A 20,647-nucleotide genomic window follows, 5' to 3' on the forward strand; every position below is an offset into this window, starting at 1 on the left:
TCCGACTCCGCGCGCGACCGCCGACGTGTGGCTGACGCGCGTCCACGCCGCGTACGACTGAGGGGTCGACGATGGGTACGAGTCGCTTGTTCCGCACGGCCGGGACCGTGGTCGCGGCTGCGGCGCTGCTGGTCTCCGGCTGTTCGTCGAGCGGTGTCCCGTCCCCGAGTTCGGCGGCCACAGCGACCGCGCCGGGGCCGCCCTCACCGCCGCCCGGCAGCGAACACGGGCGGACGGACGAGGCCGTCAGGCGCGGCGGGAACGACGACGGCGGCGCGGGCCGGGTGGACGCCCGGGCGCGCGAGACGGGCGCGCCCGACGAGTGGCCTGGGGCGAACCGCGCCACCACCGCCCTGCGCCCGCTGCCACCCGTGGTCCCGGCCCCGCTCAGGGGCTACTACGAGCAGCGTCTGCGCTGGCGGCCGTGCGGGGCCAGCGGGTTCGAGTGCGCCACGCTGCGGGTGCCGCTGGACTACGAGCGGCCGGGCGCCGACCGCGACGTGCGGCTCGGCGTCTCCCGCAAGCGGGCCACGGACGGGCCGCGCCGGCTGGGCTCGCTGCTGGTCAACCCGGGCGGCCCGGGCGGCTCGGCGATCGGCTACCTCCAGGCGTACGCGGGGATCGGCTATCCGCGCGCGGTGCGGGCCCGGTACGACATGGTGGCATTCGACCCGCGCGGGGTGGGGCGCAGCGAGCCGGTGCGGTGCCTGACGGGCCGCGAGATGGACGCCCACGTGCGGACGGACCAGACCCCGGACGACGCGGCCGAGAAGCGGAGCCTGGTGCGCGCGTACCAGAAGCTGGCCCGCGGCTGCCAGCGCGGCTCCGGCCGGCTGCTCGGCCACCTGTCGACCACCGAGGCGGCCCGCGACATGGACGTGCTGCGCGCCGCCCTCGGGGACCGGAAGCTGACCTACGTGGGCGCGTCGTACGGCACGTTCCTGGGGGCCACGTACGCCGGACTGTTCCCTGGCCAGACGGGCCGGCTCGTGCTGGACGCGGCCATGGACCCGTCGCTGGGCGCCGAGCAGATGAACCTGGAGCAGACCGCCGGCTTCGAGACGGCGCTCACGGCCTTCATGACGGACTGCGTCCGGCGCGCGGACTGCCCGCTGGGCACGGACGACCGCGCCGAGGCCGTCAGCCTCCTCGGCGACCTGCTGCACCGCGCCGACGCCCGGCCGCTGCGCACCGAGGAGGGGCGGACGCTGACGGAGTCGCTGGCCACGACGGCGGTGATGTCGGCGATGTACGACGAGGGGGCGTGGCCGGCGCTGCGCACGGCGTTCGCGGAGGCGATCCGAGGGGACGGCACGGAGCTGCTCCAGTTGTCGGACGCGTTCTACGAGCGGTCGGACAACGGCACGTACAGCAACCTCATGGTCGCCAACCAGGCCGTGAACTGTCTCGACCTGCCCCCGGCCTTCCACAGCCCGGCCGACGCCAGCCAGTCCCTGCCCGCCTTCCGAACGGCGTCCCCGCTCTTCGGTGAGACCCTGGCGTGGGCGGCCCTGAGCTGCGCCTACTGGCCCGTCGAGGCCACCGGCCGCCCCCACCGCATCGAGGCCAGGGGCGCCGCCCCGATCCTGGTCGTCGGCACCACCCGCGACCCCGCCACCCCCTACCGCTGGGCCCGCTCCCTGGCCGCCCAGCTCTCCTCGGCCCGCCTGCTGACCTACGACGGCGACGGCCACACGGCGTATGGGCGGGGCAGCGAGTGCGCGGACCGCACGATCAACACCTACCTCCTCACGGGCCGGCCCCCCGCCCCCGACACCACCTGCACCTGATCGCCCCAGCCCCGCGCGACCCGCCTGACCTGCGCGGAGCCCCCGAACACCACCTCGTACGGAGCACCCCGCGAAACTGTGTAGACTTGGCTCCGCCGTCGCCGCCGATCAGGTTCGCACGGCATGCCGCCTTAGCTCAGTTGGCCAGAGCAACGCACTCGTAATGCGTAGGTCTCGGGTTCGAATCCCGAAGGCGGCTCAGAGAAGGCCCAGGTCAGGTAGCAGCTGACCTGGGCCTTTGTGGTTCTTCGGAAGAATCTGGGCGCGCCTGCGCCGCCGTTTCGGGCCTCGCGTCCGCCGCCGGTGGCCGACCGGTGGCCAAGCGTGCAAAAGGCGTGCAGCGGCGGTGGCCGGCGGCGATGATGAGGGTGGGTGTGCGGCAGCCTGGGCTCTGTTCCATCCCTACAAGACGCCGGGTGCCCCACGGCCTTCGGGAACACCGGTAGAGCGGCTTACCGGGCGTACTCCCTGGAACAGTCGGTACCTGTTGGAGGGGCTCAATGACCGATCAGCCTGCATTGCAGGAATCCGACGAGCCCGAGGGCGGTGCAGATGCCGTCACGCCGGCGACCGTGCCGGTCCAAGGCGTGAAGGCTGCAATGTCGTGATGCACCTCTGGTGTCACTGCAACGCGAGTGGTTGGCATCGGATTCGTACCGTGAGGTGCGAGGGCTGACGGGCGACGAGCTGCTTGCCCTCCCCGCCGTTATCGACCTCGACACCTCGAACCGAGCGCTGATGATCGGCCGGTCAACGGGATATGGACTCGCTAAGCAGGGGAAGTACCCGGTCAAGGTGCTGCGCCTCGGCAACGCCTACCGGGTGGTGACGGCTGACCTGTTGAAGTTGCTGGGCCTGGAGCGCCCGCAGGCAGGTGGAAATCAGGGCGACGACGGAAGTGAGCGGCACGGTCTCGCCGCTTAGGGCTTGTGACAGCGGTATCCCCTGGGCCCTGAGCGCGTGGTCATCCAGGTCTTGGTCGGCCGGGAGTTGGGCAGGTCACCTGCTCGCCTTCCCGGGGCCTGCGCTGCGGCTGATGCTGGGCCTAGGCGTACAGGGTGACCCGATTCTTCGTCGCGACGGCGAGTATGGAGGAGTCGGGGGAGAACGCTAGCGAGGTGACGGCCCCGTCATGGGCGACGGGGGCGCTGAGTCGCTCGCCGGTGGTGGCGTCCCACAGGCGCAGGGTTTCGTCCGCGCCGCCGGTCGCGAGGGTTTGGCCGTCGGGGGAGAAGGGCACCGCGAGAACTGGCCCGGAATGGTCCGTGAGGGGGGCGCCCACTGGGGCGCCGGTGGGCGCCTCCCACAAGTGGACGGCCCCGTCGATGTCGGCGGTTGCGAGGAGACGGCCGTCCGGGGCGAAGGCCAGGGCGAGGGCGAGCCCGCCATTGCCGGCGAGCGGAACGTTGACCCATGTGCGGCCCACCGTGTCCCACAGCCACGGTGCGCTGCCCTCACCACCGATCGCGAGGTACCTGCCGTGCGGGGAGAACGCCATGGCCTGGACAGACCCTGTTCGATGGCCGGAGGGGCCGTCGATCGGGTCGCCGGTGACCGCGTTCCAGAGCCACACGGTCCCGTCGCGGTGCCCGCCAGCGAGGAGGGTGCCCTTCGGTGAGTACGCCACGGACGTGATCTCTCCGCCGTGATCGACGAGGGGGGCGCCGATGAGATGGCCGGTGTCCGTGTTCCGTAGTCGCACGGTCCCGTCGGCACCACCGGTGGCGAGAGTGACGCCGTCCGGGGAGAGCGCCATGGAAAGGACGGCGTCCCCGTGGGTGGGGGAAGGATCGCGGCGCCGGGTGCGCAGGACGGGGTCCCACAGTTGCATGGCGCCGTCGTCGCTGCCGATCGCGAGAACGTCCGTGGCGAACGCCACACTGTAAACGTCGTTGTCGTGCAGAAGCCCGCCCAGCTTCAGGGGTCGGCCTGCGTGCAGCCGGCGGTGCAGCAGCGCCCGGACGGCGAGGGGCAGCGGTGCGGGCGGCTGCGGGTGCGGTGTGCTGTTCGGTGCCTCCGGTTCCCGAAGGCGTACGGGGGAGTCCTCGTACCGGAGTCGTACGGACGGGACCGTCTCCCCGAGCGCCACGGACACGTCCGCTTCCCTCGGTCGTACGGAGGCGCCCTCCTCCCAGAGCCGTACGGAGGTGTCCTCGCCTCCGGTGGCAAGGAGGCGGCCTCCGGGGGAGAACGCCACCGCCCTGACGGGTCCAATGTGCCCCGTAACGGGGTCACCGATCGGAGTGCGGCTGGTGACGTCCCAGAACCGGAGCTTGCCGTCCGCGCCCGCCGTGGCGAGCAGGGAGCCGCAGCCGTCCTGGGAGAACGCCAGCGCGTGCACGGACCCGGCGTGACCGGTGAGCGGTTCACCGGACCGCGTCCGGGTGGCGACATCCCAGAACCGGAGGGTGCCGTCCCTGCCCGCCGTGGCGAGCAGAGTGCCGTCCGGGGAGAACGCCAGAATGTTCACGGGCGCGGTGTGCCCTGCCGGGAGGATGACGACCTCCCGGCGGGGGGTGAGGTTCCAGAGTCGGACGGTGGTGTCCTCGCCTCCGGTGGCGAGGAGGCGGCCGTCGGGAGAGATCGCGAGGGCCCAGACGGTCCCGGCCGGGCCCGTGAGGGGCCCGCCGATCTGTGCACCGGTGGCTACATCCCACAGTCGCACGCCGCTGTCGTCGCCTGTGGTGACGAGAAGACGGCCGTCGGGAGAGAACGTGACCGCCCGCACAGCCGCCTCGTGCCCCTTGAAGGGCCCGGAGTCCGCCGGCGCAGCCGGGTCTCACATCAGCACGCGTCCGCTGCGGTTGCCGAAGACGACGCGGCCGCCGTCCGGCGAGAACGCCACCGACAACGCGGACCCGTACCTGGTGCGGATCGTGCTGGTCACCTTGTGGGTGGCAAGGTCCCAGAGCCGCACGGCGCCGTCGTCGCTCGCGGTGACGAGGCGGCCGCCGTCCGGGGAGAACGCCAGGGCCACGACGGGGCCGGCGTGGCCGATGAGGACATCTACGTGCCCGAAGGACACCGGGCGGGGATCGGACGGCCGAGGAGAGGGCGGCGCCGGGTGGCGGCGAGCCTGCGCACGGAGGGCGTTGAGGGACTGCCAGCGGCTGCGCCAAGGGGTGAGTTCCTCGTCGCGTCGACCGGGCGGCGCACACTCCTCCCCGTACTCGTCCCAGGACATCACGGTCCGCACTAGCCAGATCAGCTTGTCCAACGAGATGAACTGTCCACCGGCGAAGACCTTGCTCATGGTCCCCTTAGAGCACGCGCCGGCGGTGTCGCCGAGGGCCTTCAGGCCGCGCGCACGCATGCGGTCGAAGGACGGCGCCCCGCGCTGGGCGCGCAACTCGCTGAGCTCCTGTCCGAAGTGCCGGAGTGCTTCCTCGTAGGTGACGTACGTTCGGCTCTCCACCACTCCGCCCCGCTCGGGCCGTGAGCACGAGGATAGGTCCGTGTGCACGACGGCGCCGACACTTCACTGAACATGAGTGGGCCGTTCCGTTCAGTCGTGGACCGGGCCGGTCGGAGCGGGACGGGAGTGTTCGGCGGGTGCGGGCCGGGGCGGGACGTGAGGGCACGGTCGAGGCATGCATCCGACGCCGACAGACGACTCGGGCTCCCCCGCAGCCCCTTCGCTGGACCCCGTATTCCTGCCCCTGCACACGAGCGTCGTCCTGCTCGCCGCGCTCGTCATCGGGCTAATCATGGGCGGGCTGACGGCACTGACCGGGGCACCGGTGGCGGGCGCGGTGCTGGCCGGTCTCGTGGCCGCCGGCCCGGCCGTACCGGCACTGCGCGCACTCATCACCCCGCCTCGCGATCGCCGCTAGGAACTGCCCTTCGGAGCGGGCCGGGTCGGAAGGCGGCGCTTAGTGCGCGCGATCGCGAGGCGGAGGGGGCCAACGCGGAGCGTTGGCGGCCGACGTCAACGCGGCGAGCATGCATGCCAGGCCCCGCATGGTCCGAAGGACAGGCCCTACCTCGGTCACGTGGCTGATCATTGGACCTGCGGCGTTGAGTCGTTTGTTGTAGGCGGACTGCTGGGGTAGGTAGCGAAGGAGGTGTCCTAGCCGGGCGTGTGCGAAGCGAACCCGGCGCCGGGCCGAGTGAAAGTCAGTAAGTACCTGGGCGGCCGCGAGACATGGCAGTTCGGCGTCTGTTAGTTCTTTGCTTCTTGAAAGGCGTTCGATGACGGGCCCCGACGCGATCGTCGAAACTTCTACGGCCGAGGCCCTTGCTCCCCAAGCGCCCGTCGCTGGCCGTGGAGGGGCTCAGGCTGCGATGGTGCTGGGGCGGGTGGCTGTGAGGTCTCGGATCCGGGCGCGGATGTCATCGACCGTGGCGGTGCGGTAGGGACGGATCGCCTGGTGCAGGACGTTGACGCGGGAGGTGATGAGGGCGGAGTCAAGGCGTGCGGCGTCGTCCAGGGCGTGGTGCGCGGCCTGGGCGCCCCGGTCCGGGTCCCCCTCGTCGAACAGCGCAGCGGCATGACCGACGGCGTCCATGATCCGCACCCGTTCGAATCCGGGGCCACGCAAGGCCAAGGCGCTCTCGAAGTGGGTGCTGGCAGGTCCGGTGGGCCGGCCCCGCTCGGCGAGGTCGCGTGCGGAGGCGGCCTTGGCGCCGGCGTGCTCGGCCGCGTCGAAGTACGTCAGCCAGTGCGGAACATCACCCAACCCCTCGGCCAGTATCGCGTCCGTCTGGTCGAGATGGCGGCGGCCATCTCGTCTTCGCCGAGCGCCGCGTGGACCCGACCTGTCTGGGAGGTCACCAGCGCCTTGGTCGCGGGCTGGTTAGCTTGGGTGGCTGCGACTTGGAGCAGCCCGAGGGCGCCGCGGTGGTGGCCGAGGTAGATCATCTGGTGGGGCATGCGGGTGATGATCTCCACGCCGCGGTCAGGCTGCCCGGCCTCCCCGGTGGCGTAGATGCCGTAGCTCCAGTACCGCTGAGCCGGCGGGTAGCGGCCCGAGTCGTGGCTGACCCACCCGGCCAGCGCCGCGAGATCGGCAGTCGCGGAGAAGACACGCGTGCGCAGTTGGCGGGGACCCCGTCCTGGATGCGGCGGGCGACTTCGGCGAGCTGGGCGATGATCGCCGGCCGGTGCAGGCCGCCGCCCTTGGCCGCGTCGGCTGCGGCGAAGAACGCCGTCACCTCTTCTAGCGCGGTGGCGGTGTCCTCGTCGAAGCCCTTACGGCGTTGACTCAGGGCGCGGGGCCTACCAGTGAGCATGCGTTGCGCAGCCACGATCAACGGCGCGCCAAGGGCGAGTTTCAGGGTGTCGCGACGGTTTATCAAAAGGTCCAACTGGGCCCAGCCGGCCACAAGCCGCGCGGCGGCCTCGGTCAACATCGGCAGTTGGATCGAGTCCAGCTCCGGGCCGGTGCCGTTCAAGCCGAGGTCACCGGGTGTCAGGGCCTGCCCCAGAGCTTCGGAGAGTACGGCAGCAAGCAGGTTCGGGACCGGGGGGCGAGGTCGCTCGCCCTCGATCCAGCGGCGGATACGCGTGACGCCCGGCGCGACTTGCCTGTGGCCTTCGGCTTGAGCCCGTGCCACAAGGCGCCGAGCTATCTCTGCGTGCGGCGATCCCGTTGCAGCGATCAGCAGAGCCAGCTGCGGGTTATCTGTCTCGGCCACCAAGCCCTTCCCTCCATGTCCGCTACTTAGCGTAAGCATTTCGCGACCTTTCGTGACCCCCCACGGTACTGGTCCGACCAGACAGCCGGAACACATCCTGCTGTCATGGCCCGTGCCCCTCACGCGATCCGTCCCTCATCCGCGCGCCCAACGACGGCCGCCCCCAGCACACCGGCGGGTACCGCCGTCAACATGGCCGTGCCGCCGCCGGAAGACTCCGCGCTCGCTGCCGGTCACCCGCACGTGGGGTGGTGGTAGGCCGTGACCGGCTCGCCGATACCTCCGTGGGTGATCACGGATCAGCGCGCGCAGTTGATCACAGTGGGGCCCTGGTGGCCGGCGGTCACTGTGCCCGAGGACTGGGGCGTTTTGATGGCCGAAGCCCTGGCCGGTGCGAGCGGCCCAGCTTTCCACGAACCCGGACTGCGTTACCTGGTCTATCTCGTCCCTGGGCAGGCTGAGGGGTGGCCTGATGCGGAGGCGGCCGGGGTCTCGGTGGTCCGCGCGGGCGATCCCCTCCTGGTTCCGCACGTAGACGGCACGTTCGTGGGCCTCCAGCGTTTTCACTGGCTCGCCTCACTCATGAAGCCACTCGCCTCTCCTGCCCGACTACGAGAGGCGATCGAGGCCACCGTCGGGCCCCTGGAACACGCCGGAGGGAAGGGCCCGGTCAGGGTGTGTTGCGAGTGCGGCAGCCCCACCCGCGCCGCGGTGCTGGTCGACGTGTTCGTCCCGATGTCCTCCTCGCCCCGGGAGTGGTATGCGTGCGCCGCGTGCTGGAACCGCTGGCAACGCGGCCAGAAGGCGCGCCATCTGCGAGCGGTACCAGGAGCGGCGGCACAGTGATTCACCCCGGATTCCTGCAGTCCTCGCGCTGCCTGCGCCTGGCCCCACGCGACAGGATTTCCAGGCCAGACGGCAGCGAGGAGGGCGCGTGCCTCTGCGCGCGATCCGGGCACCGCGAGCGGGCCGAAGTTCCGACCCACCGCTCCTGCGCCGAACGTGCACGGCTGGCCCACGTGTGCACTACCCATCGTTCGTATCGCACGAGAGGTTCGATATGCCCACACCGAGACGCCGGCAAGAGTGGGTGAGCCTGGGACTGGTCTTCGGAGGCCACACTCCCCCCATCGAGGCACCCCCTGTCCCGGTTCCGCAAGTGCCAATGAACCGACCACCCTTGGCCGATGAGGACGAGGAGGAGAGGGCCGTTATGGAGGAGGCCGGCTACATCCCGCGCGCGCCCTTCCCTGGTCGCTCCATGCCGTGGGACAGCACATGCGCCACGTGTCACGAGCACCGCCGGCCCACGCTCCAGCAGGTGGAGACCGGAACTCGGTGCCACCACCACGGCCGCCGCCGGTACGGCCCCCGCCCCTGAACCTGAGCCGTAGGCAACCTGCTTCGCCTCCGATCTTCGCTACCCCTCGACTCACGCCCCACCCGCCGAGGGGCCCGCGCCCCGATTCCGCTGCCGGCTTCCGGTCCTCGCCCCTCCACCTCCACCATGCGTGTACCAGCACGGCCGACCAGTGGTGGACCTGCGGGGAGGTGTCGCCGACCGCGACACCGGTCGCACATGGGAGCGAGACACGCTCCAGCTCGTCTACTCGGTCACCAAGGGGGCGACCGCGACCGCCGCACACATGCTGGTCCAACGCGGCCTGCTGGACCTGGACGCGCCGGTGGCCGAGTACTGGCCGGAGTTCGCCGCGAACGGCAAGGCGGACATCCCGGTGCGCTGGCTGCTGTCCCACCAAGCCGGCCTCGTCACGCTGGACCGCCCGGCCCCCCTGGCCGAGGCCGAGGCCCTGTCCTGGCACCCGATGACGGCCGCACTGGCCGCGCAGTGCCCCGTGTGGACGCCCGGGACCGCGCACGGCTACCACGGCCGAACCTGGGGCTGGCTGGTCGGCGAGGTGATCCGCCGCGTGTCCGGCCGCACTCCCGGCCGCTTCTTCGCCGACGAGATCGCCGTGCCCCTCGGCCTGGACTTCTTCATCGGCCTGCCGGCGAACGAACGCCACCGCGTGAGCCGCATGGCGTACCGAAAGCCGAACCTCGACCTCACCACCTTGCCCGCTGACTCGGTCCCCGAAGAACTACGCGAACAGGTGGCTGCCTGGCGCGACCCGAATTCCTTCAGCAACAGGGCGTACGCGGTCACGGACCCGGCCGCGATCGACTTCGACTCACCCGAGGTGCAGGCCGCGGAACTGCCGGCCTCGAATGGCATCGGTACGGCGCGCGCCCTGGCTCGGATGTACGCGGCATTGATCGGCGAGGTGGACGGCGTGCGCCTGCTCAGCCCGGAGACCGTCGCGGCGGCGGCCAAGAAGCAGGCAGCCGGGATGGACCAGGTGCTGGTGGCGCCGAGCCGGTTCGCCTCTGGGTACCAGCTGCCTACCCAGGACAACCCCATGAGTGGGCCAAGCGCCTTCGGTCACAACGGCCGGGGAGGCTCCTTGGCCTTCGCTGACCCGGATCACGGAATTGCCTTCGGTTACGTGATGAACCACATCGTCAGTGGGCGCGATGACCTTCGTGCCGGAGCTCTGATCGACGCAGTGATCAGGACATTGGGGTGATGAGAGCCCAGCTATGTCGGCGCGAGGCAGCCACTGACCACGTTGGCGTCGGTCGCTCAATTCGGTGGCGTGAACCGATGAGCGACTGAATTTCGTGACAAGACCTGGCGTTCTCGAAGTCCACCCGCGCCCCCGCTTGTCGCGCTGCCAGGGCCGCCATGCCACTGGTTCATGGTGAACTGGCTGGATTTGACAGCTGGTTCACGCGTAACTCATATGGCTGAAGGAGCCTGTTGGGCGCTAGTGTTTGGCGATCCCGCGGTAACTCGAACGTGCCTTCTTTGTCCTGGGTTTGTTTGTCGGACGAGTGACCAATCACTCCCGCCGACTGCGCTGAATCAGACGCTGGGCTCGACTATGATCGATCATCTCGGCACGTGGAACACTGGTCCGAGCCCGCAGGTCGCGGGGGTGCGAAAGTCGAGCTGGGGAGCTGTCGGCACCTCCGCTGATCCCGGTGCCCGGAGTGCCAGAATCCTTGCTTCCACCAGGAGGTCTGTGATCTCCTGGTGCTCGTTCATGTCGTGCGTATGGAGGGTTGTGCTGTGAAGGGGAGCGGCTACGGCGTACCTCTTGAACGCAGTGACTACCTAAAGCTGGCCCCACACGCCGACAGCTGCACCCCAGAGACGTTCCAGGAGTGGCTGGAAGGCTTCGGCAAGGACAAGCGACTCGCCGTCGATCTCTTCTCCGGTGCCGGGGGGCTCAGCGCCGGAGTGGAGCGGGCGGGCTGGACCACTGCGGCAGCGGTGGACTTTGACGAGCGTGCGCTGGAGACGCACCGGGCGAACTTCCCGGGTCTCAGTCTGCACATGGATCTCGGTGACCCCGCCGAGCGCGACCGGCTCGTGGAGATCCTCGCTTCGGCGAACATCGACCTTGTTGCCGGTGGCCCTCCGTGTCAGCCCTTCAGTCGGGCCGGGCGCAACAAGATCCGCGACCTGGTCAAGAACCACGGGCGTGATCCGGAGGACCGGCGGAAGGAGCTCTGGAGCGCCTACCTGGACATCGTCACGCGGGTCCGGCCCCGAGTGGTCCTCATGGAGAACGTGCCTGACATGGGCCTGCACGACGACTTCTTCGTGATCCGGACGATCGAGGAGAAGCTGGAGGAGCTCGGGTACGCGACGCAGGTACGCCTCGTCGACGCGTGGAACTACGGCGTTCCGCAGCACCGGAAGCGACTGATCCTTCTGGCCCGGAGGGACGTGGCCGAGTTCGACTGGCGGGACCCCGACGTCCAGCCCACCACCCTGCATGACGCCATCGGTGATCTTCCCGAACTGGAGGTCGTGCCCACCGCGCGGGTCGGCGAGCGGGAGATGTCCTATCGCAAGCCGCGCAACCTGTCGCCGTTCGCGGAGATGATGCGCGCGGGCGCTCCCCGGGGGCGCGTGTGGGACCACATGACCCGCAGGGTCCGGAAGGACGACCACCGGATCTTCGAGCTCATGGGATCCAGGACCAAATACTCGGACCTGGGCGAGCTGCTGAAGACTGATGAAGAGAAGACGTATCAGCGCTACGCCACCGACAAGTACACGGACAAGTACAAGAAGCTGGACTGGCAGCAGCTGAGCCGCACGATCACCGCTCACATCGCCAAGGACGGCTACTGGTACATCCACCCGGAGCAGCTGCGCACGCTCACCGTGCGTGAGGCAGCACGGGTCCAGACGTTCCCTGACAGGTTCCGGTTCTCAGGCACTCGCAGCGATGCGTTCCGGCAGATCGGCAACGCCGTCCCTCCCTTGCTGGGCGAGGCGGCCGCCGAGGCCCTCAGGCCGGCCGACGACGCTTCCGCCGATCGGGAGGGCCTTCAGCCCCACTGGCGTGAGGTCCGGGGCGCACTCACGGAGTGGGCGAAGCAGCGCCGGGACGGCGCCGACTGGTATCAGCTCCCCGACGAACCAGACGTGGAGCAGGTCTCGCTCCATGCCGCGGTGGTCGCCATACTGTCCGGGGCGAAGATCAGACCAGCCGAGATGGCCGAACTGATGGGCATTGTCCGGCGGGCGAAGAGGCTGACCGCGAAGCTGCTCGACAGGTTGCTGGAGATGGCACCCACGGCACCGGCGCGGTCCCGCCTCGACCGTCTGACCCCACTCGTGGACAAGCCCTATGCCTGGCGCTGGGAAAAGCGGCTCGACATCCCAGGGAAGCTGGGCATGAAGCCAGGCGAGAAGGCCCTCTACCTTCTGCTGATCGGTGAGGACCTCATGCTCGTTGGGCAGGGGACACTGCGGGTTGCGGCCCGGATGAACGGCCTCGACACGAACCATCCGAACCGGCTCAGCGAGGGACGCGTCAACCTGGTGAAGCTCGTGGGCGCGGGTAAGGACGCCCCACTGCGGATGGGGGCGATCCGGCTCATCGGTTCCGATCTGTGCCGGGAGGACGGGCCCGTCTGCTCCGACTGCCCGTTCCTCGCGTACTGCCCCGACCGGAAGGCCCGTCCGGACGACCTTCTGACGCTGGCCGCCTCACAGAAGTAGTCGAGGTCTGACGCGGAGCTGCTGTGCCCCTGCCGGTGGCCTCCGCCACCCGTCTCGCAGCGGCCTCCGCGTCCCGACGGATCTCGCACTCCCAGACCCTGACCACGGTCCAGCCGGCGGCCGTGGCCTGCTCCGTGTTCCGCCGGTCCCGGTCCTTGTTGGCGTTGATCTTGTCTCGCCAAAGAGAGGCGTTCGGGCCGCGGAACCCCTTGGGACCGTGCTCCGGGCAGTCGTGCCAGAAGCAGCCGTCGACGAACACGGCGACGTGGTGGCGGGGCAGCACGAAGTCGGCCGTGCACCTGGGGGCCACCCGTTGCTGGAGACGGAACCTGAGGCCCGTCCGGTGGACGGCCTTCCGCAAAAGGATCTCAGGCCTCGTGTTCCGCGCCCGGCGCCCGTGTAGGTGCTCGCCCGCGGCGGTGGAGACCCACCGCCGTCCCGCCCCGCCGCCCACGTCCATGATCATTACCTTTGTAAGCCCGTCGACAGGCCCCGCTTCGCAGGGTGCCACACTTTGCCCATGCCCCGGGAACCAGTCGAAATCAGCGTCGACGACCACGGCCGTGTCGACTTGCCGCTCGGGTTGCTGGCGGAAGCCGGCATCCCACCGGGCGCCGAGCTTGTCGCCTTCAGTAACGGTGACGGCCGCATCGTGCTGAGGCGAGCGGAGGACTCGATCAAGGGCCTGATCGAGAAGGGGCATCCCTGACCCTCTGCTGCGGTGGACCCGCGACCGGCGCATGAGCCTCGTCGCGGGTGTTCCCTCCCCTTCCTACAGAGCTGGGGTGAACCCCAGCCCCAGGGCCTCCTTGCGCGTGTGTAGCGCCTGAACGGCCTGTGCCTCGGGAACGTCCTCGCCGAGCTCGAGGCGTTTGCCTACGAAGTGAGCCAGCTGCCGCTGCCACGGTTCGAGGACCCTAGTCTCCTTGGCCCAGTCCTCGATCGCGTACCACTCGTCGGCAGGAACCAGCGCGGCCTCGTCGCTCGCACCCGTCTCGTCGCCGGTGCCGCCCGCGAGAGCGTCCTCGTCCAGCGGTTTGTCACGCAGCTCGTGCGAGAGTGCGGGAGGAACGTTCCAGGGCACCTGCGACACGGCGTCCCAGCAGGCGACCTTCTTGGCCCACTCGCCGACGTGGTTCCCCGCCAGCGGCGTGGTCACTGCCCTCATGACCCTGGGGCAGAGGTCGTGGACCGCGGCCGTCAGGACCGGCGAGAGGGCCTGCTCCCGCCAGATCTGGTCGAGGTCGATCCGACGGTCGGTCGCCAGGGACAGCCGGGCCACGGTGTACGTGGTGATCATGCTCTTGTGGCTGCCGGCACCGTGGATCGCGGCGATGCGGTCCACGGCCTTGAAAAGGACAGCCATAGCGATCACCCGCTGGCTGTACCGGAGGTCCACACGCGGCGGAGCCTCGTCGACATGCAGCATGAACTCCACGAAGTTCTTCTGGGCACCCCGGCTGACCATGTGCGGCAGTCGGTGCCACGAGTGGACGTACTTGGCCAGATCTGCCTTCGTGAACTTCTGCTTCGAGGGATTGAGCCTCTTGAACTGCTTCTGTCGAGCGGGGGTCCGGGCCTTCGCCAGGGCATCCGTGTACTGGCCACGGGCCCTCTCGTAGAACCAGTGGGTCTCCTGACCACTGCCGTCGGTGGCGGGCGCCCACAGGGAACGGGTGATCCGTTGCATCTCCACGTGGTATTCGTGGTTCGAGCTGAAGTCGACCTGGGTCACCCGGTTCTGGGTGTTGGAGTACTCCGAGATCTTCGGCACGATCTCCGCGAGTCGGTCCGGGGCGACCTCGGTCAGCTTCATCTGAACCCGTACCTCGGACAGGTCGGCCTTGTCCCGCGTGAGGGCATGGTGGAGCGAGGCGGTGGTCTGTCCCCCGTTCACGATCTGGAGGCCGTGCACCCCGGAGATGTGGGTGGGTATGCCTTCCGGCCCCCGCACGAGGTCGACCTGCGACGCGGTCGCCGTGATCCCGTTGTTGTAGGCGAGGAACCGGCCCGGCGCGTGGAGCAAGGTCTCTCTGATGCCTTTGTTGACCGCGCCCCGGGTCTGGAGGAAGGAACGGACGTTCAGCTCCAGGAGGCGGGTGTCGTACTCCGCGTACAGCTCGGCGAGCATCTGCCCGGGAACGACTGCCAGGACCACCGAGTGGTCCTCCTCGGAGCTGGGAGCCGCCACGCAAGGAAGCGGTGGATAGAACGGCACAACGATCGGCTCGCTGAGGGCTCCCGACGTCGCGTGACGGTGCAGCCGTGCCAGGTCCCACACCTCGTGGGTCACCGGCAGGCCGTCGAGTTCCGTGGCGGGGGCCTCGGTGTGGGTGGCCACCCTGTTGCTCAGCAGGAAGAGCCTGACCCGCTGGACCTCGGTGAGTGCCTTGGCGACGGCCGAGCACATGTCGTACACGTCGGAGAACGGCTCGAAGTCCTTCTGGAGCCCGTCCCGGCACCGCACGGCAAACGTCAGAAGACGCCTGAAGTACGTCTCGACCGGTCCCTTGGTGAGCCTGGTGTCCAGGGGAGCGAGGTGGAAGTCCGTCACGAACAGGTCCAGGCACTCACCAGACTCCCCGATGCCATAACCGTGCACGAGGAGGCCGTGTGCCTTGTGGTAGGCGGTGAAGGCGTTGGAAACGACGCCGGCCTCCTCCAAGTCCTCGAAGACACGCCGAGTGAACGTCTCGGGAGTGGTTGCGGCCTCGGCGTCGGCCGTCGCCTGGACGTCGGCCAGCAGGCTCCTGGAGAACTCCGCGAGATCGAGCTCAACCATCCGATCCCCCGATCAGTTCCTTCACCTCGTCGGTCTCTGCCTTGTAGATGGACAGAGCCGACACGTCCAAGCGGTAGGAGCAGTCGCCGACGCCCTCAGGGAGGTCGGACTCGACCAGCCTCGGGAAGTTGTCCCGCACGTGCCAGAACCTCAGGTCACGAAGCGTGTAGCGGGGCTCGTCGTACAGGTCCCGATGTACGGGCAGGTACCCGGCCTGGATGAGCAGGCTGTCGAAGCGGATCCGGGCGGCGGGGTCGGTGAGCTGCCTGCGTATGCCGTCCACCCGTCTGTTCAGGCTCTCCCCCGTTCCTCCCCGACGCTCGTCGAGCTGGACGAGACCGAGCAGGAGCGCTGCCGTGCCCGCCCCGTCGAGCTGACGCTCGCTGGCGATCCGGATGCTCCGAGGGCGCTTGGCGGTGCTTGCCTTCGTCTCCACGGCCACGTCGGGCATCTCGAAGTCCTGGTTCGTCCCCGTGGGGCCGGTCCATGCTGCTACGGCCTCGGCCGGGGACAGCTGGGTGAGCAGCACGTCCCCCAGCACCAGCAGCTCCCCGTAGAGCCCCCGACGCGCCTCGACGGTCAGCCCGTCCCTGCCCACGGCGCTCAGGAGCTCCTGCCACCTGCCGAACCGCTGCACCGCGGCGGAGAGGGCGCCGGTGGCGTCGGGGGCGTCCCTTGCGACGTCGGCGACGTCGGCGACGAGCGGGTTGAACACCTCGTTGAGATCGTTGGCGGTCAGGACCAACTGGAGTTCGTACTCGACCCGCGACACCGCGCTCAGATTCATCTCGATCCCGGCGGCCTTGGGCAGGCGGCTGACCGACCGCACGATCGGGTCGGCCGAGCGGGCGTCCGTACGCAGGACCAGCATGCGCTGGCGGCCAGGGTGGGAGACAGCAAGGTGGATGTCGAGAGGTGAGTCCGTGTACAGACTGATGCTGGACCGCCCCGGAGCGTCCTGTGGGCTCTCCAGCGTCTGCCAGTCGTCTTCGGTGACAGTCACTCGTCGTCCTCCTCTGCGAGGGTGTAGACGTCCTCCTGGAACCAGACCGAGTTGGCGACGTACTCGGTCTTGGACTGGTACTCGGAGTGCGGGAAACTCAGCTGGAAACCGACGAGGGGCGTTTTCGTACCGGCGCTTTCGGCGTCCGGGACCGCGATGGGGTAGATCAGCAGCAGGCCCTGGTCGGTGCGGCGCTGCCGACGGATGTACGGGCCGGCCGGGGTCTTCGACTTCGACTTCTTCTCCTGCTCGTTCGCCGTGATCCCCGCAGCCTTCTCCGCTGCCTTCTTCTGTCCGTCGTCGAGGCCGATCAACTCGTCCGGCGGGCTGAGCACGCGGCGGATCGTGTACCTGCCCTCGGCCCGGAAACCCTCAGGATTGAGGGCCTTGCGCGTAACGAGGCCGACGGTGTGGCCCGCAACATCCATCGGCTCCTTCGACTTCGTGCTGCCGACCAGGACCACGGTCCAGTTGTCGAGCTCGCCGACCTTCGTGCACTGCTCGATGTACTTGGCAATGAGCCGGGGACGCACGCGCTGCGCCATACGGTCGGCCTCGTACGACGTCAGGAACTCGGCAACGACGTCGGCTGGCACACCGTCCCACTTGACGTTGCCGTTCGTGGAGGGTTGCTCGGCGTCACCACTCGCGTCCAAGCGCCGGACGAGGGCTTCCAGCTCCCCGAAGTTGTGGTCGACGGCCCTGTCGGCGAGTTTGAAGATCACGGTCTCCGGTCCCTCACCGGAGTAGCTGAGCATGATCTTCGTCCCCTGACGCATCTTGTTCGGCGCGGTCACGGTGAGCCCCAGGGAGGAGGAGCGGACCTTCAGGCCGAACTCCGTCGGGGTGAGGCCACGGGTGGCCATCTCCTCGACCTCCCTGCGCAGCTCGTCCGTCGCGGAGGTGACCTCCACGTAAGCGTCCTCGAGCGCTGGGGTGGTGTACAGGCGGCACAGATCCTCGTGACGGGGACGGTAGCCGAACCAACGGCCCATCTGCAGCAGTGTGTCGTACGTCTTCGAGGCCCGCAGGTAGTAGCTGACGGTCAGTCCCTCGAGCGTGAGACCACGAGAGAGCTTCTGCCCACCGACGGCAATCACGGAGAGCCCGTTCCTCCGGTTCTCGTAGTAGTCGAGGGCGTCCTTTGAAGCTCCGTTGACGGTCTTGACCTGGATCTTTCTGAGGGCAGGTAGAAGCTGTTCCGAGACCTGCTCCCAGGTGACACGCTCGGCCTGGTCCGCGGGGAAGCAGTCGGTGGTGGGTTCGAAGTCCCTTTCCCAGAGGGCTCGGAGCTCGGCACGCAGCTCGGGAGCCTTCCCGTACCGGTCCCGGATCGTGTCCACGATAAGTCGCAGGTGGTCGTCGACCTGGTCTCGGACTCGGGCCTGTACCGAGGTGAAGCGGGTGACGTGCACCAGCATCGAGTTGTGCACCTTCGTCTGCCCTCGGGCCCTCCGGGCGGCGCAGGAGAGCACGAACGAGAGGATCGCCTCGCGCAAGGACCCCGGGAGGATCTCCCCCGGATCATCACCGGCCTTGTGCTTGGGCGGCAGCCAGGCGTCCGCATCGTTCACGTGCCGGACGAGGGGGAGGGGTTCGACGTCGGACTCGTCCTCGTCGTCCACCTGGAGCCCGAAGACCCTCTCGGGACCGAGGTAGTTCGTCGGCGAAGGAAGGCTGCGGATAAAGCTGGCGGGGAAGAGGTCCTCTCCCGCCTCGGAGTGCTCCGCATCCGGGTCGATGTAGATGTTGGCGAAGGGGGTCGCCGTGTAACCGACGTAGGCGGACTTGTCGAAGCTCCTCATGAGCTTACGGATGGCCGCGTTCGTCTTGGTCGGATCCGCCTCGGGATCTCGCACCGTGTTGATGGAGGCGTTGTCGGCCTCGTCGTCGATGACGAACATGGGGAAGTCCTTGACGGTCTCCTCGCCGTTCTCGTCCTTGGTCCCATGGACGTCCAGCACCCACTTGCGGACGTACTCGAGGATCTTGTAGTGCTTCTTGACCACCAGGACGACGGGGAAGCTGCCCAGGGGGAAGTTGATCGTCTTGGCAGTGGCAAGCCCGAAGTCGCCCTTCTCCCCGCTGTTGGTCGGCGACGCGATCTTGAACTCCTTGACCAGCGACGGCATCTTGCCCACACCCATCGCACGGGACCGGCCATCCTGGTCCGACCGGCTCTGGTGCTGGGTGTCAAAACCCAGAAGGCCCTCGTCGATCCGGAGCTGAGTCTGGCTACGGAGGTCGTTGTGGATGCCTGCGAGAACCACGACGAAGCGATATCCGGCGTCCACGGCCTTCGCGGCGAGACCGATGTACTGGCCGGTCTTGCCTGACTGCACCTGCCCGATCACGAGCCCCCGGCGCCGCCACGGACCGAGACGTCGGGGATCCTCCAGCTGGCTCAGCACGTCGTCCGAGCTCTGGTCCAGACGACGCACCACCCAGGGCGGGAGACTCACCACGTCCTCGAGGTACCTGCGGTACCGCTCCCAGAAGTCCCAGTCCCGGTTGGTCTTCGCCTCGGATAGCCACGGCTCGTGCCCTTTGGCGTCCGTGAGTGCGACGGAACGCTCCTGGAAGACCGCGACCAGAGTCCGGATCTCCTTGAACAGCAACTCCCGGTCGACCTCCTCCCCCTGCGCAGCCAGCAGGCCGAAGATGGCGTTGACCGCGTTCTGCACCTCCTCCGTCCCCGGCTGCCGGTCCTGTGGCAGGAAGCCGAGGACCAGGCGCTTGGCCTTGGCCATCGAGTCGTCGGACACGTCACTCACGGGGACCTCCAGCAGGACACGACGGTACGTACGGAGAGTAGGGGCGACCGCTGACAGGTGGGTCACCTGCTCCAGAAACCCTGGAGCTGATCGAAGGGCGACATCGTTCGGAGCCTCTCCCGCGCGGCGGCCGGCGATCGCCCGCCCCGGACCAGTGACTCGTAGATGCGCTGGGCGACCTCGATCGCCTCGGCGTCCGCGACACCAGGACCGCCGAAAGGCTCGGGATCGTCGCTGCTGTCCGCCTCGTGCATCACGCGGAGAGCCGCGACCGGAATCGTCTCCTCCAAGAGCCGGATCAGGGCACGCACGTCCGCGGCGCTGGCACCTCCCGGACGCAGGGCCGCCTCCACCAACGGATGGCTGCGGTTGATCTTGCAGACGACCCTGTCATCGGGGCGACGTACGAGCCACGCGTACGAAAGGGGATCGCCATGCGTCCGCGCGGCCACCTGGCCACGGTGTCTCAGGGCGTCGGCGGCTGTGGACCGCGCCTTGCGTGCGATGCGGTCGAGGTGTGGCCTGAGGCTGACAGGCGGGACGACGCTCGACTTCCTCACGTCCACGCCCCACTCTGCGTCCGTTTCGGCGGGGATGTCGACGGCTATGCGCGCCAGGTTGTACTTCTCCTCCCTGCGCATGCCCCGTTGTCCCAGCCAGTCTCCCGCGAGGATCAGCCGGTTCCTGCGGTAGACGTAGAACCCCTGCTGGTCGAGCCAGCCTCCGGGGCCGGCGGCCCGGTCGTGTTCCTCCGGTGCGAGCCTCTGCACGCTGGGCAGGACGAAAGCCTCGACCCTCACGAGACTGCCGTTCAGGGGGAGTCCCTCCTCTGGCAGACGCTGCACGGAGGGGTGACTGCTCATGAACGGGTCCCAGGGCTCCACGAGGGCGCCGCGAACCTGCAGTTTTCGACGGCGGGTCCCGGTGAGGAAGCGGGCGAAGACCATACCGAGATGCGACTCCGTGCGCGTCGCCTCGGCGTAAAACTGCTTCTGGGTGCGCTCGTCATCCGTGCTGACCCCATCGGTGCGGTATCCGTTGAGCCGTCTCCACAGCACGACGGTGCCGTGGTCGGACGAGCTTCGAAGTCTGTCGAGCACGGCCGTGGTGTCGTCGTCGGCCCCGTGAAGAAGGCGCCACTGGCCGGACTCCTCGACGACGTCGAGATCCCATGTCCGGGTGTGCCATTCCCCATCTCTGGCCGTGGTCACGGTCAGAGACCTGGCCTGGGAGAAGGAGGCCGACTTGAGGCCGACCCCGAAACGTCCCAGGTCGCTGGACGTGCGTGCGGTCGCGGGTCCGCGGGCAGCCACGGTCATGGCCGTGACGAGCTCCTCGGCGGTCATGCCCCAGCCGTCGTCGACCACGGCGATCCACGAGTCTGCTCCCGCCCAGGTGAACTCCACGTCGATGTTCTTCGCCTCGACGGAGATGCTGTTATCCACCAAGTCCGCGACGGCCGCGGGGAGTGAGTACCCGAGGGAGCTGAGCGAGGCCACCATGCCCGCTGGCTCGGGTGCGGCGATGTCGTACTTCATATGTGCCCGGCTCTGCTTCCCCGTGACGTTGCTCTCCGGA

Annotated in this window: 15 protein-coding genes, 1 tRNA gene and 4 pseudogenes; 8 read left to right on the top strand and 12 right to left on the bottom strand. The window is 68.8% G+C overall.

Translation table 11 applies throughout. The annotated features are described in order from the left end of the window. Positions 1–71: 71 nt before the first annotated feature. The 3 genes from H7H31_RS17985 (at position 72) to H7H31_RS17995 (ending at position 2,714) form a co-directional block, all read left to right on the top strand. Positions 72–1,790, top strand: coding sequence for an alpha/beta hydrolase (locus tag H7H31_RS17985; RefSeq protein WP_187117965.1), 1,719 nt, complete (start codon positions 72–74; stop codon positions 1,788–1,790). 125 nt (positions 1,791–1,915) lie between these two features. Next, positions 1,916–1,989, top strand: a tRNA-Thr gene (locus tag H7H31_RS17990). Positions 1,990–2,462: 473 nt separating this feature from the next. After that, positions 2,463–2,714, top strand: a complete 252-nt coding sequence (locus H7H31_RS17995; protein ID WP_254391095.1) for a hypothetical protein — start codon at positions 2,463–2,465, stop codon at positions 2,712–2,714. A 121-nt stretch (positions 2,715–2,835) separates the two neighbouring features. Here the strand turns inward: H7H31_RS17995 and H7H31_RS35020 are convergent, their stop codons facing one another. From H7H31_RS35020 to H7H31_RS18005, 3 genes and pseudogenes are all read right to left on the bottom strand, one after another. Next, positions 2,836–3,621, bottom strand: a complete 786-nt coding sequence (locus H7H31_RS35020; RefSeq protein ID WP_261905859.1) for a WD40 repeat domain-containing protein — start codon at positions 3,619–3,621, stop codon at positions 2,836–2,838. Between the two features lie 312 nt (positions 3,622–3,933). Continuing rightward, positions 3,934–4,527, bottom strand: a pseudogene (locus H7H31_RS35025) (WD40 repeat domain-containing protein); the annotation flags it as partial. A 42-nt stretch (positions 4,528–4,569) separates the two neighbouring features. Next, positions 4,570–5,205, bottom strand: a complete 636-nt coding sequence (locus H7H31_RS18005) for a WD40 repeat domain-containing protein (RefSeq protein ID WP_187064317.1) — start codon at positions 5,203–5,205, stop codon at positions 4,570–4,572. Positions 5,206–5,380: 175 nt separating this feature from the next. On the opposite strand from H7H31_RS18005, the gene H7H31_RS18010 reads away from it, so the two are divergent. After that, the gene (locus H7H31_RS18010; RefSeq protein ID WP_187064318.1) at positions 5,381–5,623 is read left to right on the top strand and encodes a hypothetical protein; all 243 of its coding nucleotides are present in this window, start codon (positions 5,381–5,383) and stop codon (positions 5,621–5,623) included. Positions 5,624–5,773: 150 nt separating this feature from the next. On the opposite strand, the pseudogene H7H31_RS35155 reads toward H7H31_RS18010, so the two are convergent. The 4 genes and pseudogenes from H7H31_RS35155 to H7H31_RS34035 all read right to left on the bottom strand — a co-directional run. Further along, a pseudogene (locus H7H31_RS35155) lies at positions 5,774–5,962 on the bottom strand (IS982 family transposase); the annotation flags it as partial. Between the two features lie 102 nt (positions 5,963–6,064). Then, on the bottom strand, positions 6,065–6,469 hold the full coding sequence (locus tag H7H31_RS34025; RefSeq protein WP_232109931.1) for a hypothetical protein: 405 nt from the start codon (positions 6,467–6,469) through the stop codon (positions 6,065–6,067). After that, a complete protein-coding gene (locus H7H31_RS34030) occupies positions 6,445–6,681 on the bottom strand; it encodes a hypothetical protein (protein WP_232109932.1) in 237 nt (78 codons plus the stop codon). The genes H7H31_RS34025 and H7H31_RS34030 overlap by 25 nt, the downstream gene beginning before the upstream one ends. After that, positions 6,648–7,427, bottom strand: coding sequence for a hypothetical protein (locus tag H7H31_RS34035; RefSeq protein ID WP_232109933.1), 780 nt, complete (start codon positions 7,425–7,427; stop codon positions 6,648–6,650). The genes H7H31_RS34030 and H7H31_RS34035 overlap by 34 nt, the downstream gene beginning before the upstream one ends. A 288-nt stretch (positions 7,428–7,715) precedes the next feature. Here H7H31_RS34035 and H7H31_RS18020 point away from each other — a divergent pair, with 288 nt between their 5' ends. The 3 genes and pseudogenes from H7H31_RS18020 to H7H31_RS18030 all read left to right on the top strand — a co-directional run bounded on the left by H7H31_RS18020 (position 7,716) and on the right by H7H31_RS18030 (position 12,510). Then, entirely contained in the window at positions 7,716–8,273 is a 558-nt protein-coding gene (locus tag H7H31_RS18020; RefSeq protein WP_187064319.1) for a hypothetical protein, read from the top strand. A gap of 662 nt (positions 8,274–8,935) precedes the next feature. Next, positions 8,936–10,015 (top strand): annotated as a pseudogene (locus tag H7H31_RS18025) (serine hydrolase domain-containing protein); the annotation flags it as partial. A gap of 509 nt (positions 10,016–10,524) precedes the next feature. After that, positions 10,525–12,510, top strand: coding sequence for a DNA cytosine methyltransferase (locus H7H31_RS18030; protein WP_308284223.1), 1,986 nt, complete (start codon positions 10,525–10,527; stop codon positions 12,508–12,510). A 94-nt stretch (positions 12,511–12,604) separates the two neighbouring features. Here the strand turns inward: H7H31_RS18030 and H7H31_RS34040 are convergent. Beyond that, positions 12,605–12,976: pseudogene (locus H7H31_RS34040) on the bottom strand (very short patch repair endonuclease); the annotation flags it as partial. A 54-nt stretch (positions 12,977–13,030) separates the two neighbouring features. Here H7H31_RS34040 and H7H31_RS18035 point away from each other — a divergent pair. Continuing rightward, positions 13,031–13,219, top strand: coding sequence for an AbrB/MazE/SpoVT family DNA-binding domain-containing protein (locus tag H7H31_RS18035; RefSeq protein ID WP_187064321.1), 189 nt, complete (start codon positions 13,031–13,033; stop codon positions 13,217–13,219). A 63-nt stretch (positions 13,220–13,282) separates the two neighbouring features. On the opposite strand, the gene H7H31_RS18040 is transcribed toward H7H31_RS18035, so the two are convergent. The 4 genes from H7H31_RS18040 to H7H31_RS18055 all read right to left on the bottom strand — a co-directional run bounded on the left by H7H31_RS18040 (position 13,283) and on the right by H7H31_RS18055 (position 20,607). Beyond that, a complete protein-coding gene (locus H7H31_RS18040; RefSeq protein WP_187064322.1) occupies positions 13,283–15,292 on the bottom strand; it encodes an AIPR family protein in 2,010 nt (669 codons plus the stop codon). Continuing rightward, a complete protein-coding gene (locus H7H31_RS18045; protein WP_187064323.1) occupies positions 15,285–16,295 on the bottom strand; it encodes a PD-(D/E)XK motif protein in 1,011 nt (336 codons plus the stop codon). Before H7H31_RS18045 ends, H7H31_RS18040 begins: the two co-directional genes overlap by 8 nt. After that, entirely contained in the window at positions 16,292–19,069 is a 2,778-nt protein-coding gene (locus tag H7H31_RS18050) for a Z1 domain-containing protein (protein ID WP_187064324.1), read from the bottom strand. The genes H7H31_RS18045 and H7H31_RS18050 overlap by 4 nt, the downstream gene beginning before the upstream one ends. Positions 19,070–19,131: 62 nt before the next feature. Further along, complete coding sequence (locus H7H31_RS18055) at positions 19,132–20,607, bottom strand: ATP-binding protein (RefSeq protein WP_187064325.1); 1,476 nt, start codon at positions 20,605–20,607, stop codon at positions 19,132–19,134. Positions 20,608–20,647 lie beyond the last annotated feature (40 nt).

The organism is Streptomyces buecherae, from assembly GCF_014295035.1.
In the GTDB taxonomy this organism is placed as follows: Bacteria; Actinomycetota; Actinomycetes; order Streptomycetales; family Streptomycetaceae; genus Streptomyces; species Streptomyces youssoufiensis.